Source organism: Pedobacter sp. GW460-11-11-14-TSB4 (assembly GCF_059423705.1).
On the sequence record NZ_JBWKYI010000002.1, the window covers coordinates 235,943 to 262,676 of the forward strand.

The window sequence follows — 26,734 nt, forward strand, 5'->3', positions numbered from 1 at the left end:
TATTTCTGATCGCTAATCCACAAAAAGAAAACGGCCCACATCCATGGGCCGCTTCGCTAAAATAAAAAAACCAATATTCTGGGCAACCAATGGCTATCCTGCTGCCTCCCAGATCAGCCGCAGGAGTTTCTTTAAGGTGTCGCGGAAGATTTCCCTCTCTTCTGGGATATTGATATCAATTCCGCATACACTGCTTTTATTTGTTTCGGCATGCCATACGTTATAATAAATCCCGCCAAGGATGATGGCAAAACATGCGCGCAGGGAAATATCACCGTTGTTTGCAGATTTATCGGCAAGCTCCAAAAGGATAGATGCCTTCCTTTCGCGCTGCTCGGAAACATCCCTCATCGTGGCATTTGCCGCCGAGATCTGCCAGAGAATGAACTTCTGCATTTCCACATTACTACTGAAATAATCAAACTGGCTCTGGTAGATGTTGGTGATAAAATCCTTTAGCTTGGACAGCTCCGGCAGCTCGCCTTCCTCTAGGCCGGTAAACACCGGCACCCAGAAATCCGTTGAGTGTATATATTCTTTTAGCAGGTTATCAAAATCCCCGAAATAAACATAGATATTCTTTGGATCGACATCGGCCTTGATCGCCACTTTGGTGACCGAAAGCCCATGATGGCCCTCTTTTCTTAAGATATCTCCGACCGCGCCGAGAATCGCAGCCCTTGTTTCTTCGGAATTCCTTTTCCTGAATTTATTCTTTCTGTTTTTCATCGATGAGCGCAGGGTCTATAAGTTATTGGTATTGACTTCCCAGTTGAAGCTTCTTTGCAATGTCGCTGAACGCATTGAGCACCTTATCCAGCTGGGGCCTGGTATGGGTAGCCATTAAACTCATCCTGATCCTGGAATCCTTTTTTGCTACCGCAGGGTACATGATAGGATTTGCATAAACACCTGCTCTAAGCAGCAATCTGCCTACCTCTAAAGTTTTAGGAATGTCCCTGATCTTGACCGGCACAATGCCAGATGCCGTTGTGCCGATATCCAGGCCCAATCCCTTTAGCCCATCCTGAAAATAGGTGATATTTTCCCATAGCATATCCTGCCACTCGGGCTCTTCATCGATAAGATCAATTGCCTTAAGTATGGCCATTGAAGCAGGGGATGCGGTAACCGAGAACAGGTGCTGGCGCGACTGGTATTTCAGAAACTGGATAAGCTCTGCACTTGCCACCACATATCCGCCCACATGCCCGAACGTTTTACTAAATGTCCCCGAGATGATATCCACCTTATCCAGCAGATCATAATCCTGGATCAGCCCTCGTCCGGTTCGTCCCAGCACTCCTATGCCGTGCGCATCATCTACCATAAGATATGCGCCGTAGAAATGGGTAAGCTCCAAGATTTTATCAAGCGGGGCAAGGTCGCCATCCTGCGAATACACCCCATCTACCACCACGATCCTTGTTCTATGGGTATCCCTACTTTCCCGCAACGCCCGCTCCAAGGCATCCATGTTATTGTGCAGGAACATCTTGATATTGGTATTCATGCAGCCTTCATAAACGCTGGCGTGGACGGCCATATCAAGGATTGCCATATCCTCTTTCTTAAGCAGGCAAAGTAGGCTCGCGCTATTTGCCGTGTACCCTGTTGTGTAGGTAATGGCCGCCTCCCTTCCAAAGAATGCTGCGATTTTTTGCTCTAGCATCTCGTGAAAAGAAAAATGGCCGCCAATGGCAGGGGAGGCACCAGCGCCCGTCCCGAACTTTTTGATGCCGTCGATTGCCGCTTTTTTGACCAGATCATGCTGGGTAAATCCGAGGTAATCATTGGACACCAGGCTGACGTATTTTTTCTTTCCGCCATAGCCCGCAATATCCAATTCTACCTCAGGGCCGCAGCCGCTCATTGTCTCCATACGGTAATTCAAATGACCCCTGCTTTTGAGATACTCCAGGTACTCTGCAAAGTATCTCGCACGCTGGTAGGCATCCATTCCCTCGATGTTTTCGAAGTCCTTAAAACTTGCTTTTTCAAAATTTATATCCATAATGTTTTTTGCTTTATGGAAGTAAAAGTATCAAGCCAACTCAAATGCCATTTTGAATTAGCGGAGTATTTGAAAAAAAGTTTTTTACGAGAAAAAATGTGCATTTTTATACTTGTAAAGCCTGTTATTTCAAGACCCATTGAATTAGATTTTATAACTCTCACCATTGGCACTTAACAAATGTTAAGCGAGATTTTGTTCTAAACCAGGCTTTCAAGGAGCTCATGTTTCAGCCGCGAGAAGGTAACCGAATTCATGTGGAGATAGGCAGCGATCTGCTTATCCAAAAACTGCAGGTTATTTTCCCTCTCGAGCATCGGAAACTGGGCATAGAATTCCCTGATCCTATCGATGCCCTTAAGCCCCAAAAGAATATCCCTCAACCGATCTTTATCCATAATGCTCGAAAGTATATTTGCCGCTAGCAAACTGGCTCCTGGATTTCTGGCAAATATCTGCCTGAGCGAAATCGTATCGATTGAAAGCAGCGTAGTATCTGCGCATGCCATAAGCCCTGTTTTAGATCTTCGTTTGTTAAAGAAGCTATCGGCTAGTAGCGCGATCTCGCCTTTCTGAAAAATACGAAACGGAACCCTCGCGCCAGCTGGATCGGTATAGAATGCATACGCCATGCCCTTATGGATGAAGAATGCTTTATTTGCAACCTTGCGCTCGGCCTGTAAAAGCGTAGGCTCGGCATATTCCTCATATTCCATCTCCGAATCAAGGGAATTCCTAAAGGTATGGTCATCTATCCGCTTGAAACTATCCAGAAAAGCCATCAGGTTATGGAATGCCGTTCTGGGTAGCCGTAATTTATTGGTGTTCATATTATGTATTGAATAGGGTGATTGGATAATTAATTCTTCTTTTTATTGGTCACTTTGTTTTACAGCTTTTAGTGAAACAAAAAAGACAGGCTTCCCTCCGGGAAGACCTGCCTGTTCACTATTAACTGATCTTGAGTATTAATTTTCTGTTGAAAAAGCATAAATGGTTTTTGTTCGATAGATTTCTCCGGGCCTAAGCAAGGTGCTCGGAAACTTTGGGCGGTTAGGGCTGTCGGGATAATGTTGGGTTTCCAGGCAGAATGCGGTTCGCAGACTATCAGGCCCTGTTCGCAGCCTGTTCTTTCCCTCCATAAAATTTCCAGAGTAGAACTGAAGTCCGGGCTGGTCGGTAAACACTTTCATCACAATGCCGGACTTTTCTCCCTTGACCATTGCGCTGGGAATGATTTTACTTTTGTTGAGCACATAGTTATGGTCATAGCCCTTGCCGAACCTGAGCTGCTCGTCGCTGTTACCAATTCTGCTTCCAATGGTCGTAGCGCCCCTAAAATCAAAGACCGTTTCCTCTACATCCCGGATTTCCCCGGTTGGGATTAGCGTGCTATCCACTGGCAGGAATGCATTGGCGTTGATCATGAGCACATGGCCCAAAATACTGCCCGTTCCATTGAGATTAAAAAAGGCGTGGTTGGTAAGATTGACGACCGTAGGCTTATCCGTTGTGGCTTCATAGTCTATAAGCAGCCTATTATCTCCCGTTAGCGTATAGGTAACTTTTGCAATTAATTCTCCAGGAAAACCATTCTCTCCATCAGGGGCCTTTAAGCTGCATACCAATACAGAATCACTTGCTTTCTCCAGCGACCACTTTTGATACTGGAAACCATCTTTTCCGCCGTGCAAAGCATTTACTCCATTATTAATGGTAATCTGGTATGGCTTGCCGTCTATGGAGAATTTACCCTTTGCGATCCTGTTGCCATAGCGTCCGATGGTTGCTCCAAAATAGGGTTCTGTGGAAGCGTCATAATCTTTTGGGTCATCGAATCCGACTACCACATCGACAAGCTTTCCGTTTTTGTCGGGCACTTTCAGCTCCATTAGCCTTGCCCCATTTTCGCAGAATTTTGCAGACGAGCCACTGGCGCCATTAATGGTAAACACTTTATATTCCGCCGTACTTTTGCAGCCGAAACTTGCAACTGCCAATAGGCCGATGGCGGAGATGGCCACCGCCTTTAAGTTTAAATTGATGTTTAAGATTTTCATAGGTAGATATTTCTAAAATTTCAATTATTTATTTGTGAAGGCTATTTTCACACCGAGCCACGGAGCAGCACCTGCATCGGGTTTCTCTTAGAACTGAACATTTTCCTCTGGATCATATCGGCTATAAAATTTCCCATCTGGGAAAAATCCGTACTTACAACGGTAATATCCAGCACCTGCTTCAATGCAGTATCATTAAAGGATATTACTCCAATGTCCCTTCCTAAAATCAGCCCAGTATTTTTTGCCAGTAATAGCACCTCGGCCAGATCCTGTTCGCGAAGCACAATATATACACTGCCCGAAGTAAGCGAAATAGCTTTCCCCAATCCCGAAAAAGAAACGTTGAAGGCTTTTGAGTCAAGCTCGCAATAATAACGTACACCATCAATGATCTCTTTGGGGTGATGGCTTCCTGAAGGGAACACTAACTCAAGAGCATTGTAGATGCGCAGCATCTCGCGCATCGCGCAAAGCCCCTCGCAGATGTCGCAGAAAAAATCCTGAAACACCGCACCAAGGTAGTTCGCGCCCTGCACCATTTTATCCAGCAACAACAGCTGTTCAGATGGGATGCGTTCGAGTAATTCCAAGACCATCGATTCGGGCGTTCCCTCAAAGAAGTGAGGCATCAACACGTAATAGTGGTATCCCCCAAGGTGCCTGTCTAGGAGCTCAGAAAATATTGCGGGATCGTAATGATGTATGCACAGATCTACCGATGCACCAGATCCAAGGCCAGTTACTATCCCATCATACACCATCTGTTTATAGGCACTAAGTTTATTGAAAAGCAAAAGCACCCGAAGCCTTGTATCCGGGACACGCTCCACAAATACTCCTTTGCCGGGAATCGAACTGATAAGTCCCTCCCTTCGTAGTAGAGCATATGCCTTTTCAACGGTGTCCCTTGCCACTTTGAATGTTATAGCTGCTTTGTTTACCGACAATAACTTATCTCCAAAGCCATACTCCCCACGTTCTATCTGAAGACGTAGCCGCAACGCAAGCTGTGCCGGAAGACTTATCACTCTTGAGGCATTTGACGCTAGGTTATTTGAACTCGAATTCTTCATTAGCCAAAAATCCAGTCCACTATTAATATGTTTTTTGCTATTACCATATTTTGTTTTCAATTATTAAAGTAAGCGGCTGGCCATCCAACCAAGCCGCTCTACTATCATTAACTAACCAACTATATACTAACCTAAAACAAGTACTAGTCGGCCACTTATTGTTTGTTAAACTCTATGATCATTTGTAAGAACAGCATATCAAGCCCAATCGGGCGGACAACGTCCGCCCGGGACCATCTATTAACTATTTAACCTAAACTATTCCATTTAAAGCTCTTTGCTCTCTCCCTTATCATTCACCTTATACCATTTTCCGCCCTCGAAAAGCGCTGCCTGATGGTCGCCTGCATGGCGATTGACATCTATACCAAGTACCTTTCCTTCATAATAAAATGCAATGTTTTCTGGAACTATTGTGTGTCCTGCTACAATGCGCTGTACCCCGAACACTCGGAGGGTTTCGGACACTTCAGCCTCGGTTGCCTTTGGGTCAAAGAAATATCCTCGGTACCAGAACAGCGAACTCTCGCCCTTAAAAAATGGATCGATCTTAGCATCGCCTACTCCCTTAAGTACCTTCACCTTATCATAATATGGCCTGCAAAGCCTGTTGATGTCCGCGACCGAAAGTCCAAGAGAGTTGATAATGGGAGATACCCCCGCGTGCATACATAGATTATCACCAATTTTTTCAATCGTATTCTTTGTGCGAAGCCATCTACCAAGCTCAGCGTCCGTACCGTAAAGCGACAGGTAATCAACCCCTAAGATTTTCGCCGACTCTATATATTTTTGCTGTACATAACGCAGGTCGCCGGAAAGGTTCATGATATCATGGTTTCCAAGTATCGTATGCACATATCCTCCGGCGGCTCTGGCTAAATCTTCAAGTTTATAGATCAGCCATATACTCTCGGGAACCGAAAGGCCGCGGTCGAAAAGGTCGCCGCATATAACAAGGTGTCCCCTGCCGAATGTCCACTGGTATTTTTCATTGATGACCTTGTTTGCGATTAGTAGCCTCCTAAATCCCTCGAACTCCCCTTCGATATCTGATACTATGAAAAGTTTTTCTGGCTGTACATACTCGGAAGCCTCGACCTTAAGCTCTAGGCGCAATGGCACCTTAAAATCCCAGTCGCTGTGTCCATCAAAATTTACCTCGATTTCCCTTTGTGTCTTTTTATCGCTCGCAAAACTTTGAATAACCGCTTTTCCACTTACTACCGACATCACCTTTGTACTGTCGCCCGCATACTTTGCATATGGGCCATCATTGATCCCTTGCGCAAATCCATTAAGGGCTAAAAGCGCCAACAGAAAACTGCCTATAATTTTTTTCATCATCATATTTTTAAATTCTCCTCTAATCATTCACTTAATTTTTTTACCGGAACCCAGATCTGCTTGAACTGCATTATATCGCTATCTATAAGGTAGCGCAGGATAAACCTTGCCTCCGAAACGGATATCTTGAGCTCTACCGCCACCTCTTCCAATACAAATGCTTCCTCGGAAACCACCATGATAAAAGCATCAACTGTCTCATTTGGTATGCCCAGCTCTTCCAGCGCCATCATTTTTTCTTTTTAGTTAATGACCTGATCAATTCCGTTTCTTTTGGATCATAGGGCGTTCCGTCCTTTCTGAAAATATCATGGAACCATAATGCAGGTTCCTTCTCGCCCCAATCTTTTTCGTCCCAGGCATATTTGGTCTGTGTCTTTCCATCGACCAGTCCCCAGTTGATTGCACCAATATTCTGCTTTTTGAGCATTGGGAGTATGGCCTCAAATGTGGACCCCCGCTTTCGAGCCATGTACTCTGTACATATCAAAGGCCTGCCTCCGGACACTCGGTTCAGAGAATCAATTCTTCTCTGGTGGATTTCGGGCTTATCGTAACTATGGTAGGTAATCACATCCGAATTCTCGATCTGAAATTTAGTTATTTCCCTTTCACCATCATCGTAGATACCAGAGGTCAGTGGCTGGGAAGGGTCAGCTTTCCTTGCCCAGCCGAAAGCCTCTATCATTAAGGGACGACTCTTGTCATGTTGATCGAACTGACCAGGTTCATTGTAGATATCCCACATCAGCACTCGCCTGTCTGTTCTAAAAGTTGTAAGGATATCGGTCAGATAGGCTTTAAGCGTATCGAGCAATGGCCCACCTTTCTGCACGATGTTCCCAGGATCTTTAAGCCATCCGCTGTTATGGATTCCAGGCTTGGGGCTTGGCTGCTCGCCTATTTTGTATGTATCATTCCAGCAGTCGTCAAAGAAAACGAATATGATCTTAATCTTATGTTTACTAGCTGCCGCTAAGAATTGTGACATTCGGTTCTTAAAGCCATTTGGATCTACTTGCCAGGCCAGATGGTGCAAATATACCCTCATCGAATTCATACCAATTGCCTGCGCAAGGGCCAGCTCGTGATCAATGGCTTTCAAATCGAAAGTGGCCTCCTGCCAGAACTCTAACTGGTTGATGGCATACGCAGGGCAGTAGTTCGCACCAACTAACCAGCCCTGTCTGCTATACCATTTTTTTGCTTGTGCTAATTCATACCGCTGCGCAAGTGCCAATTGTTCCAGCAGCATCAGGCAGATAATTATTGTAATATATTTCTTCATTTGATCAAAATTTATGTATTCTGTTAGCGTGAACCCAACCATTTTTCCTTTGGCCACACATAACACTTCTAAATGTATTTTCTAGGTCCAAATCTCCAATCGCTGTCACTAAACCTATCTAAAAAAACTTCCGCTTATTTGCATATTATACATTCTCAATTTAGGTTGACGTCCTAACCTTAAAATCTTATAATCGGGTAAAGTAACTCCTTATCTCCATTTGGGGGCAGGTCGTCTTTTGGGCCATAAGGTCTCTAAGGTGTTACCATCGTAGAGCACTCCGTCTTTCATCACATATCTGATCTCCCTCGTGTTATGTATATCCTCCAAAGGATTTTTTTCAAGTATCAATAGGTCAGCTATTTTGCCCGGCTCTAAACTGCCCAAATCTGCCTGAAGTCCGAGCGCCTGGGCGCCGACAATGGTAGCTGCCTGCAACACTTCCGTGTTGCTCATTCCACCCATCTGCAATGCCCAAATCTCATTATGCATCCCAATCCCCTCATTATTTCCATGACTACCAACTCCTATCTTCCCACCACTTTTAAATATCCCATAGTCGATCTTCGCTGTCGATAGAAAACCTGGCTGAATTGAATCTTTCGGGATCGACATCCGTATCGTTTCTAATGTCTCTGCACCGTTAGTTGTTGGACGAGCAATCGTTTGAGTAGGGTCACTATAGGTGAAACGTTCAAGCTTTACATCTTCTTCATGCCAATATTTGTATTTAAAAAATTCTTTTGCCGGTTCGATACCGTATCCCACTTGTAACGCAGGCGTCAAATAGGTCTCTGATTTTGCATAAAACTGGATGACGTCGTCATAAACGTCCCCCCATTCCGGGTTATGTTCTATCCCCGGACTACCATCCTTGATCATCGCTATTTGGCCGATTAAATCGCGATCTCCTTCATTGGTCATATTTAGACCTGCTTTATCTGATGCAAGTAATGTCCATTGTCTTTGCAAACGAGTTTTTAAACCATATTGCTTAATCGATATTCCACCCATTTGTTTTCTTTTGTTAATCGTATGCTGCACATCTGACTGGCTGTCCATTGAAACAGTTCCATCATAAGAACCCTCTGCCATACGCACAGCGCGGCCGACTGTGATGAGCCTTGGTCCAAGCATGTGACCGGATCTCAACAACTCTGCATAGCCAAAGCTGTCATAATTTTGGGATGGATCGCGGGCAGTTGTGACACCATACGCTAAGTTCGCCAACATCATCCAGCTCTGTTGGGGGAACACATTGGATGGGACACCTATATGGCAGTGGAGATCGATCAAACCAGGCATTATGGTTTTGCCAGCCAAGTCTATAACTTTAGCGTTTTTTGGTATATTGGGTTTACCTCGTTTTCCAATCGTCAGAATCTTTCCATCCTTGATCACCAATGTGCCATTTTCAATAACCTCCCAAGCACCCATGGTAATGATTTTTGCATTTGTCAGTGCTATTGTGCCCGTTCCAATCATTGAAGGCACAGTAAGGTTTACGGCAAGTGATTTTTCTGGTTTAACGATTGAAGTAACAATTCCCTTAGCTGGAATAAGCTTAGCTATTTCAGCAAGACTTGCACTATGGAATTGATTTGCAAATACCCAACAAATCATTTTACCATCACTGCTCCAAATCGGGTCTACGCCTGCAGCGAACCGTATCGCTGCTTTTGGCAAGCCATTATCAAATAACTCGGTTTTTGTGGTAGTTTTGTTTGCCTTAAGCAGCATTACATCATCTCCTTGTGAATAGATTAAGTAGTTCCCATCGGGAGAAAGCGAACACCCTGTAAGATGCCGGGGTCTCTGTTGCTTATCCGTTATCAACACTTCAATAGAATCTGACACAAGCGATTTGCTTATCAGTACTTGCGTCTGAGGTTTTGAACCGGGGATATAAGGTACGTAATAAATAGCTTTTCCATTCCTTGAAAACGAAAGCTTGTTCCATAGCTGAACATCCGTGTCTAGTATTCTTTGTTTCCCATCTATCAGTGAAATTAGCAATAAGCTTCCTTTGCCGGCATCATCGCGATCACCCAAAACAGGCTCACCCTTGATCACAGCAATATATTTTCCATCCTGAGAAAAACAGGGGTTTTGATACTGGCCTGAAATATCTGCCAGTTTTTTTTGCTGTCCATTCCTTGCATTTGTCAACCAAAGCGATCCTCCATCTTTGTCGTCCCAGGTTACGTATACAATCCAGTTTCCATCTGGCGACCATACAGGTTGATATTGGTTGATATTTTGTGTGGCTAGAATTTTTGGCGTCCCCTTTGGTATTTCCATTGTGTAAATCTTGTTCATAGCCGAAAACACCAATTTTTTCCCGTTGGGACTAATGCTAGCATTTCGGATATATTTTGTGTTGAAGTCGTTCTGTTTCAATTTGAATGTATGGTATGCCAAGGGACCACAAGAAACACTAACCCTTGCTTCAAAAGGAACAACTTTATCTTCACCTGTAAGTTCTACTTTATGTATCTTTCCTCCATAGCCGATGAAGATGGAAGAGTTGTCGGCTGAAAACGCAAAATTTTGCCGATAATCCTTACTCGTATCTTGTACTGAAAGAAATTGAACAAGCACTTTTTCTTTTCCTCTTTGGGTATTCATGAGATAAAGGCTCGTTCTTCCCTGTTTTTTACCAATACCCTTTTCCTTTCTCTGTTTTGCCTGTTGCCAAGCAACCCATTTTCCATCACTGGAAATGCAGTTAGCGTCTTTTGGCACCCCACCTGGTAACTTCACATTGGTGAGCAAAGTTGAGAGTCGCCGAAATGGGTCCTTATAAACCATTTCCTTGATTTCAATATTTCCATTTTCAATATTGCGAATATGAGTTTTCATTGTACCGGTGCTATCACACTGATAGGCAATGAATTTACTGTCGGGCGACCATACCGGATTGAGATGAAGCGCAACGCCCTTTGTGAGCTGTATCGCTGTTCCTCCTGAGATAGGAAGCAGATAAATATCCCCAAGCAGGTCGAAAGCCAGCATCTTTCCATCTGGGGAGGGATTCACATTCATACAACTACCTTCGGTAACAACGAACTCAATGTTCCGCGTAGGCTTTATAGGCAACTGTTGCGCCCTTGTTGTTAAAGTGCCAACAACTAGCCATACAAAAAAATTTAAATTTCTGATTATCATATATTTAGGATAATTTCTTTGTTTAAGTCTGGGCGGATTGCGATTTAAAATTAAGTTGCTTGATAGAGAGGTTCAACATTTCGGCCTGACGAAACTCAAACTGCTTGATGGCATACGCAGGGCAGTAGCTCGCACAACTAACCGGCCCTGTCTGCTTCACCATTCTTTTGCCTTTTCCATTGTCTATTGTTTGCGCAAAAAGTCCCGAACTCGCCATTATTACAAAAAGAAAAACTATTAAGTATTTTTTCATCTTATCAAAATTTTATGTTTTCCAGCAGTAAGCTGTCTTTCAAATTCTTTTACTCCAACTTCGGCTTTTGCCCCTTCTGGGATATCTACAGTAAGTTCAACTCCTCGCTGAACCCTTTTCCATTTAACCCCGAGTTCACCAAATGGGCTTCTATATGTCCCGCTGGCCCAGTCAAGATTTTTTGGAAAAACAGGCGCTATGGTAAACCGGGAAAAACCTGCGAAATCTTCATTGGGTTTTATCCCCACAAGGCTTCGATAGCACCATGCATTAAAATCGCCGAAGAACACATGGTTCAGGGACTCATCCTTTGGCTCCCATCCCTCGTACAATGTAGTTGCCCACCCAGTAATCCATTTGCCCCAGCCAGCGTTCGGATTAGTAAGAAGGGCAAAAGCCTCATCAGGGTAACCGTTATCGCTAAGTGCCGACAGGACCCATTTTGTTCCGAGCACCCCAAAATCAGGTACAAATTCTCTATCAAGCACGCCTTTTGCAAGCTCCGCCGCAACTGTTTTTATCGATTGCTCGGGACATAGCCCATTTACCAAAGCGCCGCTAAGTGCAGTAAGCGTTTTCACTTTGTAGGTTCCTGCCGATAGATCGAAAAACTCATCATTAAATGCCTCCTTTACGCTGTCGGCCATTTTCATATAACTGGCTGCCTCGACATATCCCAGCACTTTAGCCATTTTGGAAAGCACGACCAGATCGCGGTATAAAAATATTGTTGAGGTACAGGCTTTTGGCGTTTTTTCCACCGAAAGGAAATCGTCCAATCCTGTCCTGTAAATATTTCCGGATGCCTTAGCCTTTTCGGCCAAATAACCTACGTAGCGCTTTACCGCTTCATAATTTTCCTTTAGCACTTCTGTATCGCCCGTGTGAACATATACTTGCCAGGTTATCAGCGGTAATGCCGAACCCCAAGCTGGACCAAAATCCCTGTCCGATGGGTCGATCCAATGATATCCAATTCCTTTGGTTGGCGCTACCCCGGGCAGGCTTCCGTCTTCAAGCTGCACATCCCGGATATCTCCCAAAAACTTTCTGTAACTCGAGGCTGCATCAAAATTCCAAAGTCCAATCTCGCAAGCTACATGTGCATCGGCAAGCCACCCCATTTTTTCCCTTTGCGGACAATCTGTTGGGATGCCCACATAGTTTGAACGGTAGCTTTGAAGCGCTGCCGCATTAAGCTGGTTGAGCATTTTGGATGAACTTTTGAAACTTCCAGCTGTAGTAAAATCTGTGCTATAGAACAATCCAAGTATAGAGGATTTAGAAAGCTTTACCTCTCCCTGGACTTTTACCTGAACATACCGAGATCCATGGTAAGTAAACCGCGGGGTATAGGTTTCCACATTTCCGCCCCTTAAGATATAAATGTCGGTAGCAAATTTTGGATCAGATTGTGGCCCGATCATCTGCCCGGCATTATGTAGCGAGTCCAGCGAGCCGTCAGGATTCAACCGCTCACTGTACTTGATTATTGCTTTGTCACCAGAATTGCCCTTTATCTTTAACCTAACTACGCCCGCAAAATTTTCTCCCATATCGTAGAGGTAAACTCCAGCGGACAACTCCCTATAATCTTTTGGCTTGATATAACGGATGACCTTAACGGGCGGCATTGAAACCTGTTCCATTATACCCTCAGGTGATATCGCAGGCAACGCCGCTTTCCAGCCGCTGTCATCAAAACCAACCTTGTTCCAACCAGGCATCTCTTTTCTAGCATCATATATCTCGCCCGCTGGAAGGCTGTTGAACTGACTGGCTCCGTATCCGGTTTTCCAAGATGGGTCACTTGAAATCACTTTTTGAATGCCACCATTATACTCTAGCACCAGATCCATGATCACTCTAGGCGATTTTCTCCAACCGATCTTATCAAAATTCCAGATCGTCTTGCTCTGCATATTGAACCAGCCATTTCCAAGCTCAACTCCTATAGAGTTTTTACCAGTTCGCACCAGATGGGTGACATCATATTTGCTGTAATGCAACCGTTTATCGTATCTGGTAAATCCAGGTTCCAATACCGCACTGGTAACTGGTTTTCCGTTGAGCGTAGCATGGTGATATCCTACTCCGCAGATGTACAGCGTTGCCTTATTGAGCCGCATTCCGTTTCCATAATGATGCAGGCGAGAAGCGGTTGTAAATTCTTTCCGAAAGAGAGGGGATGGGCCAATGTTTATGTTTTCTGTTGACGTAATCCACGAACCCTTGAAATGGTAAATATCCTGCGCATCTGCAGAACCTATTCCGATCAGAAATGCCAAAAGTACTACCAGAAAAATCTTAATCCCGCTCATTTTATTTAACCGCTAACTGGACTACGCTTTTAGGTGGTAACACTACCATAAGCTTTCCATCTTGAAATTTCGCTGCTACAAACGGTGCCAGTTTTACCTCTGGACTTTTTCCAAAATCATTGAACGAATTTATTTTTGGCGCCGTAAGCAATTGCCCATTTATACTTGTTCCATGTATATCGATCTTCACAGTAATCTCTTTTGTAGGATCGATATTCACCATTGTGATGTTTATGGTTGAATCTTTTGTTGATGCAGATGCATTTACCGCTTTCAGGGACTTACCTTCGAAACTGTAATCTGGTGAGGAAATAGTCAAAGGAAGTAGTTTTGCATCTTGGTGAACCTTCATCATATCAAACACATGGTATGTAGGGGTAAGCACCATCTGATCTCCCTTGGTAAGAATGACCGAATGGATGACATTAACGGTTTGCGCCAGATTTGCCACTCGTATACGGTCTGAATGGTTATTGAAAATGTTCAATGTAGACGCAGCAATTAGCGCATCGCGCAGAGAATTCTGCTGGAACAGCCAATCCTTCGGCTGCCCAGGTTCCTGCGCAGTCCAGATTCCCCATTCATCTACCAGCAATGCCGCCTTTTTTTGGGGGTCATATTTATCCATAATGGCGCTATGTTTACTCACTACTTCCTCCATTTTTAGGGCATTGGCCAGTCCTCCGAAATACTGGTCCTCACCAAATGAGGTTGCAGATCCAGAGGGCGGCCAATGACCTGTGATGAGTGTATAGTAATGCAATGATAGACCCCACATTTGGCTCCAGTGAATATTTTTCATGCATACCTCTGTCCAGTTATAGTCCTCGGCATTTGCACCGGAAACAATCTTTTTAAGCTTAGGGGCACCAGGATAGGTTTCACAGAAACTAGCATATTGCTTATAAAGGCCTACGTAATGTTCAGGGGTCATATCTCCTCCACAGCCCCAGCTTTCGTTTCCCACTCCCCAAAATGAAATTCCATAAGGCTTTGGGTGTCCATTTTTTCTTCGCTCTTCGGCAAACGTTGATTTGGAATCTGAGTTCAGGTATTCGATCCAGCTTGCCATTTCCTGTGGAGTTCCAGTTCCAACATTGCCAGCAATGTAAGGCTCACAACCAATCCGCTCACACAGATCTAGGAACTCGTGCGTACCGAAGGAATTGTTCTCTTCGACCATTCCCCATGTTGTGTTTATTCTGACCGGACGTGAAGTTTTCGCTCCGATTCCATCACGCCAGTGGTATTCATCAGCGAAACATCCGCCAGGCCAGCGCAGGTTTGGCACTTTTATTTTTTTTAAGGCCATTACAATATCCTCACGGATTTTTCTATTCCGGTAAAATCCATCATAGATACTTCGCCCAAGGTGTTCTGCAAACTGTCCGTAGATATGCCTGCTTATAACTGGTGCATCAGTTTTAGATTCCAACTTGATTTCGGCTGTTTGCCCGAGGGCATAAGTTGAAGCTAGGAGCAATAAAAATGTCAAAAAGCGGGTCATTTTTTTGGCTTATATTTTTGTTCCAAGATCCAACTTATGCAGTCATCAATCCACTGCACCTTCGCTTTTTTATTGTTTATACCATATCCATGGGCTCCTCTTTCATAAAGGAAAATATCCATCGGCACATGATGCTGCTTCAAAGCTGCCGCGAAATAAAGGCTGTTCTTTACGTCAACTATCTTGTCATCCATACCAGAAGTCATAAATGTAGGCGGGGTATTTTCGGTAACCTGAAGTTCATTTGAATAATATTTGATCTGCTCGGAAGTAAACGACGGTCCGATCAGGTTCATCCTCGATCCTTGGTGGGTAAGCGAATCAGCAAAACTGATGACTGGATAAACTAACACCAAAAAATCTGGTCTCAATGAAGTCTTTCTTGGATTTTGAAGTTCTGTTTTGTCATATCTAACGCCTACCGTAGAAACGAGATGTCCCCCTGCAGAAAAGCCCATAATGCCGAGTTTATTTGGATCTACTTGAAGCTCTTTAGCATTTTCCCTGACATATTGTATAGCACGCTGTGCATCTGTCAAGGGCACTATCTCTTTGTGATCCATACGCAGATCAGAAGGCACACGGTAATCTAAAAGGATGGCGGTAATTCCCGACTCGCTAAGTTTCTTCGCCGCTGGTATTCCTTCGACACCGTTAGCTCTGCCACCATAGGAACCGCCTGAACAAACTATGACCACTGTTCCCTTGGCTTTTTCTTTTACGGGCCTGTAAACCGTAAGTTTTGGCACCTCTGTTTTCTCTTTTGCAAATGGTATTTTTCCTTCTGGGTAGAGGGGAATTATTTGTTGCGCTCGAGCGCTATAAGCGAACAGGAGCAAAGCCCATATTAATTTTTTCATATTTGGTTTATTCTGTTTGGTTAGGGATCTAATGGATCAAGCGGATCTCGGAATAAGGCGTCAACGACCGGATAAAATGAAAATTCATTTTCTGAAAGCCTTTTAAGCTCTCTATACGGAAGATACCCAAGCTCACGTTTGTTTCTGAGCTCAAATTTTGGGTCAGCTATATAATCTGCCTGATCCTTTGTCGTTAGCAGGAGGGCGGCCTTAGAAACTGGAAATCCATAATTTAACAGATACCTGCATGCGTTGCGAAAATTGGTTGTTGTATGCCTCGCATGTGGATCCATAATTATAGCTTTTTCAGGTATACCGAAGACCTTCATTAGGTAACGTTTCATTTCAAAAGCTTCGCAGTATCTGGTTTTAAAGGGATGGCAATAGCCTCCGCTAACGATGATAAAAGGGGCCTTCTTTTTGAAGTACCATTCCGCTGCCAAACCACATCTTGCTTTTCCCCCATCAGAAAGCCTTTCACCATATTTGTCTGGTCCTTCTCCAGGAATCACAAGTGCAGAAAATGCAAAATTTGAAAATCCGATTCTGCTAACCTGCATTTTGGCTGCCCGATTCTCTTTCTTGTCAAGAGGTTCGAATCTAGCAGCTTCATCCCTACCATTAATCCGGAGCAATCCAAGCGCCACTTCCAAAGGACCTTCGTAGAAATACTTTGGTGCGTTAGCATTCGTAATCTCAGCTAGCATACCTGAAATCTTTAACTGGTAGTTCTTGCTGCCGATTGGATAATTTGCACTATCTATTGAGGGATACCTTAGCCTACCAGTAAGTCCATATCCTGAAATGATATAGTTGACCCCATTGAAATAATGCCTCCAACAGCTTTGCCACAAAGCTCTGTTAGGTAATTGGCGATAAACGTTATAATTTCCTGAAGGCCGAATCACGTTATCCAAAAGTTGATCGATAATTTCTTTATTTAGATCGTATGTAACTAATAACTGGCTATCTAGTTTAGCACAGTATTGTAGCGAAAAAAGATAGTCAGCTAAATTATTATGCTGGAGAGTAGGCTTTGGTAAAAGGACACATATACCCACGTCTTTCTCCACTGCCGAGACTATAAAAAAGTTCTTTTCTATAATGAATTTCTCAGAGCGGATTAGCGTTTTTTGAGCACTTACCTCAACTGTACACAACCAACAATAAAGTTGTGCTACAAAGTATATTTTTGACCTAAAATTTTTCAAAATATGCCTTTGTGGTGTATTTAATATCCCCTTGCTCGACATCGCGTTTGACAAATAGCGTCTTCCCATCGTTTTCTAAGCTCCAGGTCTCAACTGTCGTTCCTATACTTTGTCCATTAGCGTTGGTAGATTTTCTAGTCAAAATGAATATTTCGCTGTTTGTCCATTTCAATGTGCTTGACACTGTGTTACCACTGGGCATCTTTTTAACGAATACTTTACCATCAAATGCAACAGTGTCAATAACAGGCGTTTGTTCTTGCATTTTTGCGTTTAGCGGTGTTCTTGCAATGATGAACCTGTCCTGCAGTTGTACAACTTTAATGAACTTAGGCAAAATGTAATTGGGAGCAGGTCCCCAGTTGACTTTCTCTTCATTAACTTTAAAAGTGCCCGAAAAATTAGCTTTTTGAGCGAATGCATTTGTTGATGCGCATAACAGCGCGAATAAAATTAATTTTTTCATATGTTAAATCTTTCTTAATTAAGTGCGTTTGCATCAAAATCAAATTTCCAATGTGGCGCTAGGCGTTTCATCTAATCTTTAATTCTTTTCAGCTTTTGACTTAGTGGGATTTTGGAATATTCTTCTATGCGTTTTTGTTCTGCTGCACTAATCAAAGGGCTTCTATCAGGTGTGCGACCAAGTGTATCTAGTTCCAATCCAGTATTTCCCAAGCTTTCCACCATCCATAAAGGAACTGATGCACCTTTCAAGTAGTGATCGAAGAATTGCACAACTCTGGTAGTTAAGTCCCACTGGTTTTCAATATTCCGATCTACCAGATGGTCCTCTTTATCGTATTGCAAAAGCCATGCTGGTTTACCTAACCGTTGTAGAGCAATAAAAAACTCAGCCCCTTGGCTGAATGGTACGTGATTATCAAGTCTATTATGTAATAATAAAATTGGGGTCGTCACTTTATCAACGTAAAATATTGGCGAGTTTTGAATATACCACTCAGGTCTATCCCACATGGATTTAAAAAGATTTTGCTGCCCCATTTCAATCCAATTACTTGGTCCTCCTTTCGAAAAGGAATTATTGTTTGGAAGCCAATCATTTACACGTTCGACAAAATTAATTGTAGGTGCGCCGATTAGTGCTGCTTTGTATCTTTTCGAATGTGTTACAAAGTAAGCAGTTTCCCAGCCTCCATAACTGTGCCCGCTAAGTCCCAGACGCCCCTCATCCACGTATTTCCTTGTAAGTAGCTCATCGACTCCAGTTTCTAAACATTCTAGTGCACTTTTGCCGCTATCGCCTACCCGATATTTCATATCTGGAACAAAAACAATATATCCGCGACTTACCATCCACGGAATCTCAATATCCGCACTATGCATCAATTTCGGAGAAATATATTTGAATAGATTTTGTGACTTTTCTCCATAGTAGTTAACGATTACGGGGTATTTCCTATTAGTATCCAGGTTTTGGGGCTTGTACAGAATTCCCTGCAACTCATCGCCATTTGTATTTTTCCAGTTTAACAATTCTACTGTTATCCAGTTATAAGCTTTTTCAGGATAAACGAAGCTAACCTGTTTAACAACTACTCCATCACTCACAAACCAGTTTGGAAATTTATCCGCAGTAGATTTTCTAAACAACCACACATCGGCATTAGTAGCTTTAACTACTTTTTCTATGTCAGCGCAATCTTTGACAATAATTTTTCTGGGTAAGGAAGAGGCTGTTAAATCGATTTCAAATATACTTCTACATTTGCTAGAGTAATTATATCCCGATACTATTATCTTGTTTCTATCAACGTCTTCATCTAAGCCTATATCTAGTATCGAGAATTTAATCCTATTATTCTTTGCATAATGTGAGGTTAGACATATTGGCGCTTCATTACCAGTAGGATCTATCTTCCATAAATCATCAAACACATCTTTAACTATAAGTTGATCGTTTTTTAGCACTTTGAATATTTTCAATTCCTTATATTTCATAAAAGGGAACGAGAGCTTTATGAACTCATCATCCTCATACATTTTAAAGAATTCATTTTGACTGGTCAAATTAACAGTAGTGCCCGTTTTTGTGTTATAGCTGTGGAAATCGCCATGTTCCGTATCAAAATAAATAAAAAATCTACCACCCCGTGTAACATGAATACTTGTTTTATTGGAAATAGAGTCAAGCCTATCAAGAGGAATTTCACTGCCATTTTTGTTGGAAATCAAAGAAAAAAACTTAACGTTGGTCGAGGGCTGTGGTCCAAAAGCAAATTTGCTCATAGGGCGTTCCCGCTCACCGATTAGCCAGAAATTTTCATTAATCCTTTTAGCGTGTCGGAACCGATCATCTAATATTTTTATTTTTTTTTGCGAGTTGAAAATCAGCCCGATATATTTTAAGGGAACATCTACTGCTAAAATATTGTCAAAAGGCTGAACTTGCCAGCTTTTATAGCTCCATATCGTTACTTTAGATTTATTCTGCGGTAAACTATGTTTGCTTGCCTGGTTTAACTGCAAAAGCGTCAAACAAGTAATTCCATTTGGGGAATTGTCATTAAGAGATGAGATCTTAATTTGCTTTTCTTTTTGTAGTTTCTCATCATCGAATATAAAATCCAGTTTTCCAGCCTTACTCTTAACCCAAATAGAGTTGACACCCATTTTATCAGATTTTAATAACGTCTGATTATCCTTGACCTCTTGTGAAATCGAGCGTTTATTCGTTTCTAAATCCATTGTAACAATCCTGATGTTCCCGTTGGACGACTGAACCTGAAATTTCAAATCCTTCCCACTAAGTATAGAGCGGACATTAGATGCTAGAAATGTCAATTTAAACTTCGGTAACTTTAGTGAAAATAGTGAATCACGTTGTTGAAATACAAAATGCTCGTCCATAATAAACCTAGCCTTGATGGGGTCAAATGGTCCTTGAATGATATACTTAATACCGTTATTTTTTACCATTTGGACAATTCCAACAGAAGTGCCAGATTCTGAAACTTTATAAGCGACATATTTTCCTGTAGCACTGATACAAGCGTTTTTTGACATAGAAGGCCAATTCGTTGTACTCGCTCTATCGACGATGGCTTGATTCTGAGAAAAGGCAAACTCTAGCCCTACTGTAAAAACAAATATGGATACAGCCAGTAAACGCCTAAATATGTTATTTACCATGTTTTTTCACCCCTTCTCATTCTCTCTAGATTCGTACTGAACTCTTTTAAATTAACATTGTAATCCACAGCTTTGGTTTGCCATTTAATAGCACATTTAACTTTGCCCGCTTTGTATAAAAGATTGGCGTATGTGTCAATTGGATTCGCAAGCTCTAACTCTTTGATTCTACCGGGTCTAGGAGTAAATGGGTTTTCAACTATCTTTCTTGATTGAAAGGCGGCTCTTTTTAATATTTTACGATCGGTGATGTTTTTGAAAATCTTATCATACAGTACATTATTAATTCCAACTACCAGTGTAAAATGATCCGTGACATTTTCGATTGGGTGATATCTCTCCAAATCGGTAAGGTAGGCTTTCGCAAAATTGATCCAGTCTTTTTTTAAAGTATAGTAACGAATCTTTGCACCGACGATTAACTTTGGGACATCAACAGAACGATACTTCTTGGCGACACTTTTTTGTATTATCTTCCAATTTGGCTCTACATTTATAGGTTGTTTAAGTGCATCGTCTAAATAGATAGCTTTATTGATTTCCTGGTTTAGAATTTTCTGCTCACTATATGTATTTTTACCCTGAGCAGATGCTATGCTTGGTAATAGAAATAAAAGTAATATGATATTTAATTTTGCCATAATTAATAGATTAATTAAAAAAAGCAGTATCTAATGGCAGGTCAAATTTTACCTGTCATTAAATTATCTCTGCTGATTTTTTAGTAGTGTGGTACTCCAATTACTCCCAAAACGTCTGTGCCGCTCCCACCTAATATGCCCTTTAAAGCCAACGTAATATTTCGATGCCTAGACGAAGCGATGCTAATTGTACCAGTGGTAGGAAGCGTATACGTGAAAAGAACCGTACCTGTGGCATTTCGAAACTGAAATACGTTTGTGCCACTTGGTATGACGGCAGGAAGGGGTAGGGTAATAAAGTCAGTAACCTGTTTATAGGCTACATTAGTGAAAAGGTTAACGTTTGGAGTTGATGCCAATGTCACATTAATAACTCCCGCGTTCGGAGATAAGTTTACTAATCTTACATTGACTACATCATCACTAGGATACGGTGGAATGTCATCCTTAACAAATACTGCTTCCGCGGTTGCATTTGTTCCAGTGAGATATAGGGAATAAATTCCACCTTGAGCAATATTTAAACTTTGATGATAATATGGCGTATTTGGAGCACTGCTGGCGAATGCCTTAATTGGAGATGGATTTCCTGCAACGATCGTAAATATCTTGTAATTATTTAGAGCACAACTATCAATGACATTACTGTTCAAGCGAACAAATTTGCCTTGTGAAATTACATTGGTAATGGTCAAGGCGGCCAAGGGTTTTATTGGAATATCATTTGGGTCGTTTTTTTTACAAGCCATAATTGATATTGTTAGCAGGAAAAAAATCATTATTTTAAAATTTCGTTTCATGATCATTATAATTATTATAAATGTGCATTTAGTAACCTGGGGTCTGAGTAATATTCTGGTTTAACAGCATTTGTGATGGCATAATTGGATAAAAGGATTGATATGGCTGCCAGTCCAGCCCTCCCTTATTAGGCGTAGCAACCCTCATAATATCGTCGATTTTCCCTGTACGCTTCAGATCGAACCATCTATGACCAAATTCGCTAAACAATTCTATCCTTCGCTCAGCAAGAATGGCGTCCAAAAGCTCATCTTTCGTGCTCGCTGTAGTATTTCCCAATCCTGCGCGGTTGCGAATAGCATTTAAAAACCCTTGTCCTTCAGATATTTTATTATTTTTTACACAGGCTTCGGCGCAGATTAAATATTGCTCCGCTACCCTAAGTACCATCGAATATTCGGTAACGGGAGAATTTAATGTTGCACTTTTATATTTAAACGGGTAATAACAAGTAACACCGTTAGCTATAGTGCTACCTATCCAAGAATTTCGGCGAAGATCTCCGCTCTCAAAGGCCGAAACAAGTGCGTTGTTTAGGTAATAAACCTTAGTTCCATTAATTAATTCAGCCCCGGTGGCAATAAATGCCCATGCTTCTTGCGTATTCCGTCCAGTAACTACCGGTTGCAGTTGCCAAATGGCTTCTCTGCTATTTGCCTTAAAAACATTCTCTAAGGTTGTGAGAGAATATAGGTTTGTATTATTTATTACCTCTTTAGATTCAGTCTCAGCAGCTGCAGTGTTCCCAGTGAATATATATACCCTGGCAAGTAAAGCTTTAGCTGCCCATTTTATGGGTCTGATCCTAGGGCTTGTAGCAACCGATGTCGTTAGGTCACTTTGTAAATAAGCATCTGAAAGGTTATCAACGGCATACTTTAAATCACTAATAATCTGCTGATAAACTATTTCCTTACTTGTCCGAGTGGCCACGGAATTGACTGCATAGTTACTACTGGTTAGCAACGGCACATCACCGTACAATTGTACAAGATAAAAATAGGAAAATGCCCTAATAAACTTCATTTCTCCCAACAGTTGCTTTTTAACCTTACCACTCAATTTTGAATTTGAATCCTCACCAGAAGTTTTTTGTTCACTAAGTCCTTCTATAATTCTATTACTATAATACACTTCGGTCGAGTAGAACCTATTCCAAAACTGGTTCGCATTACTAGTTGCAGTCAACGCGGTAAGTGCGTTCCGATTAAACTCGGCCATGGCAGTATAAGTATTTGGCAGATATACCATCAATTCATCAGAACTAAGCCCAGGAAAGCTTGACAATCCTAGAAAACTGGCTTGAAGGAGATCTGATCCTGAAGCGTTTGCATATACTTGGTTTACTGCAGCAATAGCACTTTCATCGTTCGAAAAAACAGCCTCAGCAGTTAACGAAGTTCTAGGGGGGGCTATTTCTACAAGCTTTTTACAGGATAATGAAATCACCAAAAATATACCCATATATAATACTGTTCTTATTTTCATTTTTTAAATTTTTGAGATTAAAAACTTGCGCGTACATTGAGTACGATTACTCGCATTGGAGGCATAACGCCAGAGGGGCCTGTAATAGGATCAGGTCCAGAGTATTTAGATAAGGTGAAGAGGTTCTGGGCATTTATTCCAATACGACTACTTTTCATACCTATTATTCCTGTCCAACTTTTTGGAAGATTCCAAGAGATTGCAATATTGGTCAATCTTAGGTAAGTAGCATCTTCGTAAAACGCCTCTGTTTGCGTAAGCAAACCTGACCCAAGTAAGGTTGAGTATTTCTGAATTACAGCGATGTCACCTGGGTTTTCCCACCTATTTAATGAATAAGCTATTTCAGGCTGATTGTAGGCATCACGCCCTGGTCTACTAGAAACAAAGAAATAACGTGGTTTTAACTGCTTATTGAAATCAAATGATAAATTCATACTTAACCCCTTATACTCAAAAGAACTCTGCAATCCCGCATAAAAAGGCGAGGTGTAAAGATTGCGCAAAGTAGTTTTCATATTGGCAGTGCTACCTGCTGTTGCAACAGGATTTCCATTGATATCTTCCAAAACTTCGAGGCCTGTGAGAGGATTTACTCCCATGTAGGTATTCATTGTTGTAGTGCCAAGCGGTAGACCAATATGATACCCAAAGCCTGCTACCCTGTTGACTTTATCAAGGCTTGGCAAACTTAAAAGTTTATTTGTTGGAACAGTGAGGTTTGCATTTACATTCCATTTAAACGCCTTGGCGGCCAAGAGCTTAACCCCAATCGTATATTCCCATCCTGTATTTTGAACTAATGCATCGAAATTTACGTCGACAGATGCAAATCCAGCGGTTACAGGCAAATTGAGAGATTGTAAGAGATTGCTACTTCTGTTTCGATTGTAATTTATGCCTAAAGTTACGCGATTGTTTAAGAGGTTTGCATCGAACCCAATGTTCAAAGATCGCTTTTCTTCCCACTGTAACTTTGAGTTCAATAGCCGCCCAGGTGCAAAACCTACAACGTTTTGATAAGGTAGATAAAATGTATTAGCAGAGTAGAGATCCATAAATGTATAATCTCCGACACCATCACTTCCAGTAAGCCCATAATTAGCTCGAAGTTTGAAGAAATTTAACCACGGGAGTTTTTCCTTGACCAAGGTTTCTTCAGAAACAATCCAACCTACTGCGGCGGACCAGAAGTTGGCAAATCGATTATCGGGCCCAAATCGTGTACTTCCGTCTCGTCTGGCTGACAATCCCAACAAGTATCTCTCTTTAAAATTATAATCTAATCTGAAAAACCCTGCATTATATCGGTATTCATAAAAACTCGAGCCCGTTTGGTTAAAAGATGATGATGCAGACAAATTTTTGACCTGTGAATCACTACTCTGTCCTGAACCAGTAATACCAGAAGTTTCGCCCTGACTTTTGTTGTAGGTTGCCCCTAACAAGAAATTAAGTTTGTGTCCAGAAAATTGGTGATTATATAAAATTTGTGGTTCTATAATATAATTATTTGTATTGGTGAACCGATAGGAACCCGATCTAATGAAAGTATTTCTAGCGGTGGGTGCAACTGATTCCGCAAGGTTAGAGGTAAATTCCTGTTGATCCAACCTATTGTAACCAAAGCTTGTTTTAAAGTCAAGTCCATTAACTATGTTGTAAGACGCAGTTATATTACTTGTAAAATTATTTGTCTTAACTTCAAATGGATTTGTGAGGTAGGTCGAAAGCGGATTTCTAAATCTACTAATAGTGCCTGTTGGATCCATATCCCAATTCAACGTTCCATCTGTATTATAAAGGTTTGGTGCATTGGGTGGTAGTAAATATAAAAAAGAACCAGCAGTAGTTTGATTGAGACTTGGTAAGTTATTGAAACCGTTTAAATAATTTCCTACAATACCTAGTTTGAATTTTTGATTTGCAGATGCTGTGTTTAAAGAAATACTTAATGCAATATTATCGTTCCTAAAATTCCTCGCATATGCACTATTTTGACGATTCCCTGTAAGATTTAATCGGTAGCTAGAATTTAGCGTGCCTCCAGATACACTTAGACTCGCGTCATCATAGCCCGTTGTCTTGATAAGTTCCTTTTGCCAATCGGTAAATTTTTCCTTATCCCAAATACCGTTTAGGTCGTAATTTGTAGCTGATATTACAGCGTTGGAATTTCTGTAAGCCTCATTTCTAATTCCTAAGTATTGTTCGGTATTCAAGAAATCAGCACCAAAAGTTGCTTGATTCCATCCATTTCTCGAACTGAAATCAATTTGTAAGGTTCCAGGTTTGCCTCGCTTAGTTGTAATTACAATAGCACCATTAGCCGCTCTCGAACCATAGATTGCGGTTGCATCAGCATCCTTTAACACGTCGATGCTCTCAATATCGTCTGGGTTTAGGAAGCTTAGTGGATTGCCCGAGCCATAGGAAATACCAGCATTGTTGCCTGCAACCCCTAAAGCAGTAGGTGTCGCTTCCCCCCAAAGATTGATATTACCCGTACCGACCATCGTAGTAGATGAATAAGGTACACCATCGACAACAAAAAAAGGCGAACTATTTCCTCTAAAGCTACTAACACCTTGAATTTTAACATTTATAGTGGCACCGGCATTGCCACTGACTTGCTGAATCTGAATACCAGCAACCTTGCCCTGCAAAGCAAGCAGGGGATTGCTTACAATTTGGTCTTCAATTTCTTTCGCCCTAACCGAAACAGAGTTGGATAAACTTAATCTTTTGCTAGTCGTAGTATATGCTTGGATTTGCACAGCGTCAAGTTCACTTGTTGCAAGGTTTAACTTAATTGTTCCAAGTTCTCTTGCTGCCTTAACCTCCTTAGGATCAAAACCAATATATTTTATCACAAGAATTGCTCCATCGTCAACTCCACTCATTGTGAAGGTCCCATCAACAGTTGTACTAGTTCCTTTGCCGTTTGCTTTTAATACAACGGATGCCCCAGAAAGGGGTGAGCCATTCTCATCTACAACCTTTCCACTAACGACAATTTGGTCGTTCAATTCATATTTATCTTTGGGTTGTATAACGATAGTTTTTTCATCAATTAGATATGAGTATTTGTCAGAATTTATTATAAAATTTAGTACTTCCTTTAAAGAACTGTTTTTAAATTCAACCGAAACTTTTCCGTTTGCGTCGAATTTCTCACTCTCCCATAGAATGGAGTAACCTGTTTGTTTTCGAATTTCTTTAAATACCTGAGCTAGGCTTACATTTTTTTTATTTAATGTAAGGTGTTGTGCCATTCCGGCTGCACTTACTTGAAGCAAAGCAGAAATCAATATTGTTGTGGTCAGCTTCATAATCATTAGCATTCTTCGGATGCAGGAAAAGTGGCTGCACCAAAATTTTGTAAAATTTTTGTACATTCGTTTAATGGGTTTTAGTCCTTAATAAGTTGTTTCACGCATTTGATTAGGTATACCCAGGATATTGGCCGGGAGTGTTAGAGCACTTCCGGTTATTTTTATCTAGATAACCTTTGCTAAGATTAAGGCCCTAAGTTTCTATGTATTT

At 41.7% G+C, this 26,734-nt stretch carries 20 protein-coding genes; all 20 read right to left on the reverse strand.

Features of this window, described 5'->3' with window-relative positions:
* Positions 1-93: 93 nt before the first annotated feature.
* Positions 94-729, reverse strand: coding sequence for a TetR/AcrR family transcriptional regulator (locus AC07YT_RS03940; protein WP_086548362.1), 636 nt, complete (start codon positions 727-729; stop codon positions 94-96).
* A gap of 22 nt (positions 730-751) precedes the next feature.
* On the reverse strand, positions 752-2,014 hold the full coding sequence (locus tag AC07YT_RS03945; protein ID WP_086548363.1) for an aminotransferase class I/II-fold pyridoxal phosphate-dependent enzyme: 1,263 nt from the start codon (positions 2,012-2,014) through the stop codon (positions 752-754).
* A gap of 200 nt (positions 2,015-2,214) precedes the next feature.
* Entirely contained in the window at positions 2,215-2,844 is a 630-nt protein-coding gene (locus tag AC07YT_RS03950; RefSeq protein ID WP_086548364.1) for a Crp/Fnr family transcriptional regulator, read from the reverse strand.
* A 138-nt stretch (positions 2,845-2,982) separates the two neighbouring features.
* Complete coding sequence (locus tag AC07YT_RS03955; protein ID WP_086548365.1) at positions 2,983-4,074, reverse strand: aldose epimerase family protein; 1,092 nt, start codon at positions 4,072-4,074, stop codon at positions 2,983-2,985.
* Positions 4,075-4,121: 47 nt separating this feature from the next.
* Positions 4,122-5,210: a GntR family transcriptional regulator gene (locus AC07YT_RS03960; RefSeq protein WP_086548366.1), complete on the reverse strand. Its 1,089-nt coding sequence runs from the start codon at positions 5,208-5,210 to the stop codon at positions 4,122-4,124.
* Between the two features lie 207 nt (positions 5,211-5,417).
* A complete protein-coding gene (locus AC07YT_RS03965; RefSeq protein ID WP_494945174.1) occupies positions 5,418-6,524 on the reverse strand; it encodes a metallophosphoesterase in 1,107 nt (368 codons plus the stop codon).
* The gene (locus AC07YT_RS03970) at positions 6,521-6,730 is read right to left on the reverse strand and encodes a hypothetical protein (protein ID WP_086548367.1); all 210 of its coding nucleotides are present in this window, start codon (positions 6,728-6,730) and stop codon (positions 6,521-6,523) included. The genes AC07YT_RS03965 and AC07YT_RS03970 overlap by 4 nt, the downstream gene beginning before the upstream one ends.
* Positions 6,727-7,785, reverse strand: coding sequence for a glycoside hydrolase 5 family protein (locus AC07YT_RS03975; protein WP_086549461.1), 1,059 nt, complete (start codon positions 7,783-7,785; stop codon positions 6,727-6,729). The genes AC07YT_RS03970 and AC07YT_RS03975 overlap by 4 nt, the downstream gene beginning before the upstream one ends.
* 210 nt (positions 7,786-7,995) lie before the next feature.
* Complete coding sequence (locus AC07YT_RS03980; protein ID WP_086548368.1) at positions 7,996-10,953, reverse strand: amidohydrolase family protein; 2,958 nt, start codon at positions 10,951-10,953, stop codon at positions 7,996-7,998.
* A gap of 22 nt (positions 10,954-10,975) precedes the next feature.
* Entirely contained in the window at positions 10,976-11,206 is a 231-nt protein-coding gene (locus tag AC07YT_RS03985) for a DUF2909 domain-containing protein (protein WP_086548369.1), read from the reverse strand.
* The gene (locus AC07YT_RS03990; RefSeq protein ID WP_086548370.1) at positions 11,203-13,527 is read right to left on the reverse strand and encodes a family 78 glycoside hydrolase catalytic domain; all 2,325 of its coding nucleotides are present in this window, start codon (positions 13,525-13,527) and stop codon (positions 11,203-11,205) included. The genes AC07YT_RS03985 and AC07YT_RS03990 overlap by 4 nt, the downstream gene beginning before the upstream one ends.
* A gap of 1 nt (position 13,528) precedes the next feature.
* Positions 13,529-15,034 (reverse strand): alpha-N-arabinofuranosidase, encoded by a 1,506-nt coding sequence (locus tag AC07YT_RS03995; protein ID WP_086548371.1) that lies wholly within the window; start codon positions 15,032-15,034, stop codon positions 13,529-13,531.
* A complete protein-coding gene (locus tag AC07YT_RS04000) occupies positions 15,031-15,894 on the reverse strand; it encodes an alpha/beta hydrolase (RefSeq protein ID WP_086548372.1) in 864 nt (287 codons plus the stop codon). The genes AC07YT_RS03995 and AC07YT_RS04000 overlap by 4 nt, the downstream gene beginning before the upstream one ends.
* A 20-nt stretch (positions 15,895-15,914) precedes the next feature.
* Complete coding sequence (locus AC07YT_RS04005) at positions 15,915-17,105, reverse strand: YdcF family protein (RefSeq protein WP_494945175.1); 1,191 nt, start codon at positions 17,103-17,105, stop codon at positions 15,915-15,917.
* Positions 17,092-17,571 carry a hypothetical protein gene (locus AC07YT_RS04010; protein WP_086548374.1) on the reverse strand — a complete coding sequence of 160 codons (480 nt, stop codon included), beginning with the start codon at positions 17,569-17,571 and terminating at the stop codon, positions 17,092-17,094. Before AC07YT_RS04010 ends, AC07YT_RS04005 begins: the two co-directional genes overlap by 14 nt.
* Positions 17,572-17,642: 71 nt before the next feature.
* Complete coding sequence (locus AC07YT_RS04015) at positions 17,643-20,258, reverse strand: alpha/beta hydrolase family protein (RefSeq protein WP_086548375.1); 2,616 nt, start codon at positions 20,256-20,258, stop codon at positions 17,643-17,645.
* Positions 20,252-20,899, reverse strand: coding sequence for a hypothetical protein (locus tag AC07YT_RS04020; protein ID WP_086548376.1), 648 nt, complete (start codon positions 20,897-20,899; stop codon positions 20,252-20,254). The genes AC07YT_RS04015 and AC07YT_RS04020 overlap by 7 nt, the downstream gene beginning before the upstream one ends.
* A gap of 80 nt (positions 20,900-20,979) precedes the next feature.
* Positions 20,980-21,699 (reverse strand): DUF4397 domain-containing protein, encoded by a 720-nt coding sequence (locus AC07YT_RS04025; RefSeq protein ID WP_145954286.1) that lies wholly within the window; start codon positions 21,697-21,699, stop codon positions 20,980-20,982.
* 28 nt (positions 21,700-21,727) lie between these two features.
* Positions 21,728-23,188, reverse strand: coding sequence for a RagB/SusD family nutrient uptake outer membrane protein (locus AC07YT_RS04030; protein ID WP_086548378.1), 1,461 nt, complete (start codon positions 23,186-23,188; stop codon positions 21,728-21,730).
* Between the two features lie 17 nt (positions 23,189-23,205).
* A complete protein-coding gene (locus AC07YT_RS04035; protein WP_494945176.1) occupies positions 23,206-26,520 on the reverse strand; it encodes a SusC/RagA family TonB-linked outer membrane protein in 3,315 nt (1,104 codons plus the stop codon).
* Between the last annotated feature and the right edge of the window lie 214 nt (positions 26,521-26,734).

Coding starts and splice junctions, on each gene's coding strand:
- AC07YT_RS03940 (WP_086548362.1), bottom strand. CDS start 729: ATGAAAAACAGAAAGAATAAATTCAGGAAAAGGAATTCCGAAGAAACA.
- AC07YT_RS03945 (WP_086548363.1), bottom strand. CDS start 2,014: ATGGATATAAATTTTGAAAAAGCAAGTTTTAAGGACTTCGAAAACATC.
- AC07YT_RS03950 (WP_086548364.1), bottom strand. CDS start 2,844: ATGAACACCAATAAATTACGGCTACCCAGAACGGCATTCCATAACCTG.
- AC07YT_RS03955 (WP_086548365.1), bottom strand. CDS start 4,074: ATGAAAATCTTAAACATCAATTTAAACTTAAAGGCGGTGGCCATCTCC.
- AC07YT_RS03965 (WP_494945174.1), bottom strand. CDS start 6,524: ATGATTAGAGGAGAATTTAAAAATATGATGATGAAAAAAATTATAGGC.
- AC07YT_RS03970 (WP_086548367.1), bottom strand. CDS start 6,730: ATGATGGCGCTGGAAGAGCTGGGCATACCAAATGAGACAGTTGATGCT.
- AC07YT_RS03975 (WP_086549461.1), bottom strand. CDS start 7,785: ATGAAGAAATATATTACAATAATTATCTGCCTGATGCTGCTGGAACAA.
- AC07YT_RS03980 (WP_086548368.1), bottom strand. CDS start 10,953: ATGATAATCAGAAATTTAAATTTTTTTGTATGGCTAGTTGTTGGCACT.
- AC07YT_RS03985 (WP_086548369.1), bottom strand. CDS start 11,206: ATGAAAAAATACTTAATAGTTTTTCTTTTTGTAATAATGGCGAGTTCG.
- AC07YT_RS03990 (WP_086548370.1), bottom strand. CDS start 13,527: ATGAGCGGGATTAAGATTTTTCTGGTAGTACTTTTGGCATTTCTGATC.
- AC07YT_RS03995 (WP_086548371.1), bottom strand. CDS start 15,034: ATGACCCGCTTTTTGACATTTTTATTGCTCCTAGCTTCAACTTATGCC.
- AC07YT_RS04000 (WP_086548372.1), bottom strand. CDS start 15,894: ATGAAAAAATTAATATGGGCTTTGCTCCTGTTCGCTTATAGCGCTCGA.
- AC07YT_RS04010 (WP_086548374.1), bottom strand. CDS start 17,571: ATGAAAAAATTAATTTTATTCGCGCTGTTATGCGCATCAACAAATGCA.
- AC07YT_RS04015 (WP_086548375.1), bottom strand. CDS start 20,258: ATGGTAAATAACATATTTAGGCGTTTACTGGCTGTATCCATATTTGTT.
- AC07YT_RS04020 (WP_086548376.1), bottom strand. CDS start 20,899: ATGGCAAAATTAAATATCATATTACTTTTATTTCTATTACCAAGCATA.
- AC07YT_RS04025 (WP_145954286.1), bottom strand. CDS start 21,699: ATGAAACGAAATTTTAAAATAATGATTTTTTTCCTGCTAACAATATCA.
- AC07YT_RS04030 (WP_086548378.1), bottom strand. CDS start 23,188: ATGAAAATAAGAACAGTATTATATATGGGTATATTTTTGGTGATTTCA.
- AC07YT_RS04035 (WP_494945176.1), bottom strand. CDS start 26,520: ATGAAGCTGACCACAACAATATTGATTTCTGCTTTGCTTCAAGTAAGT.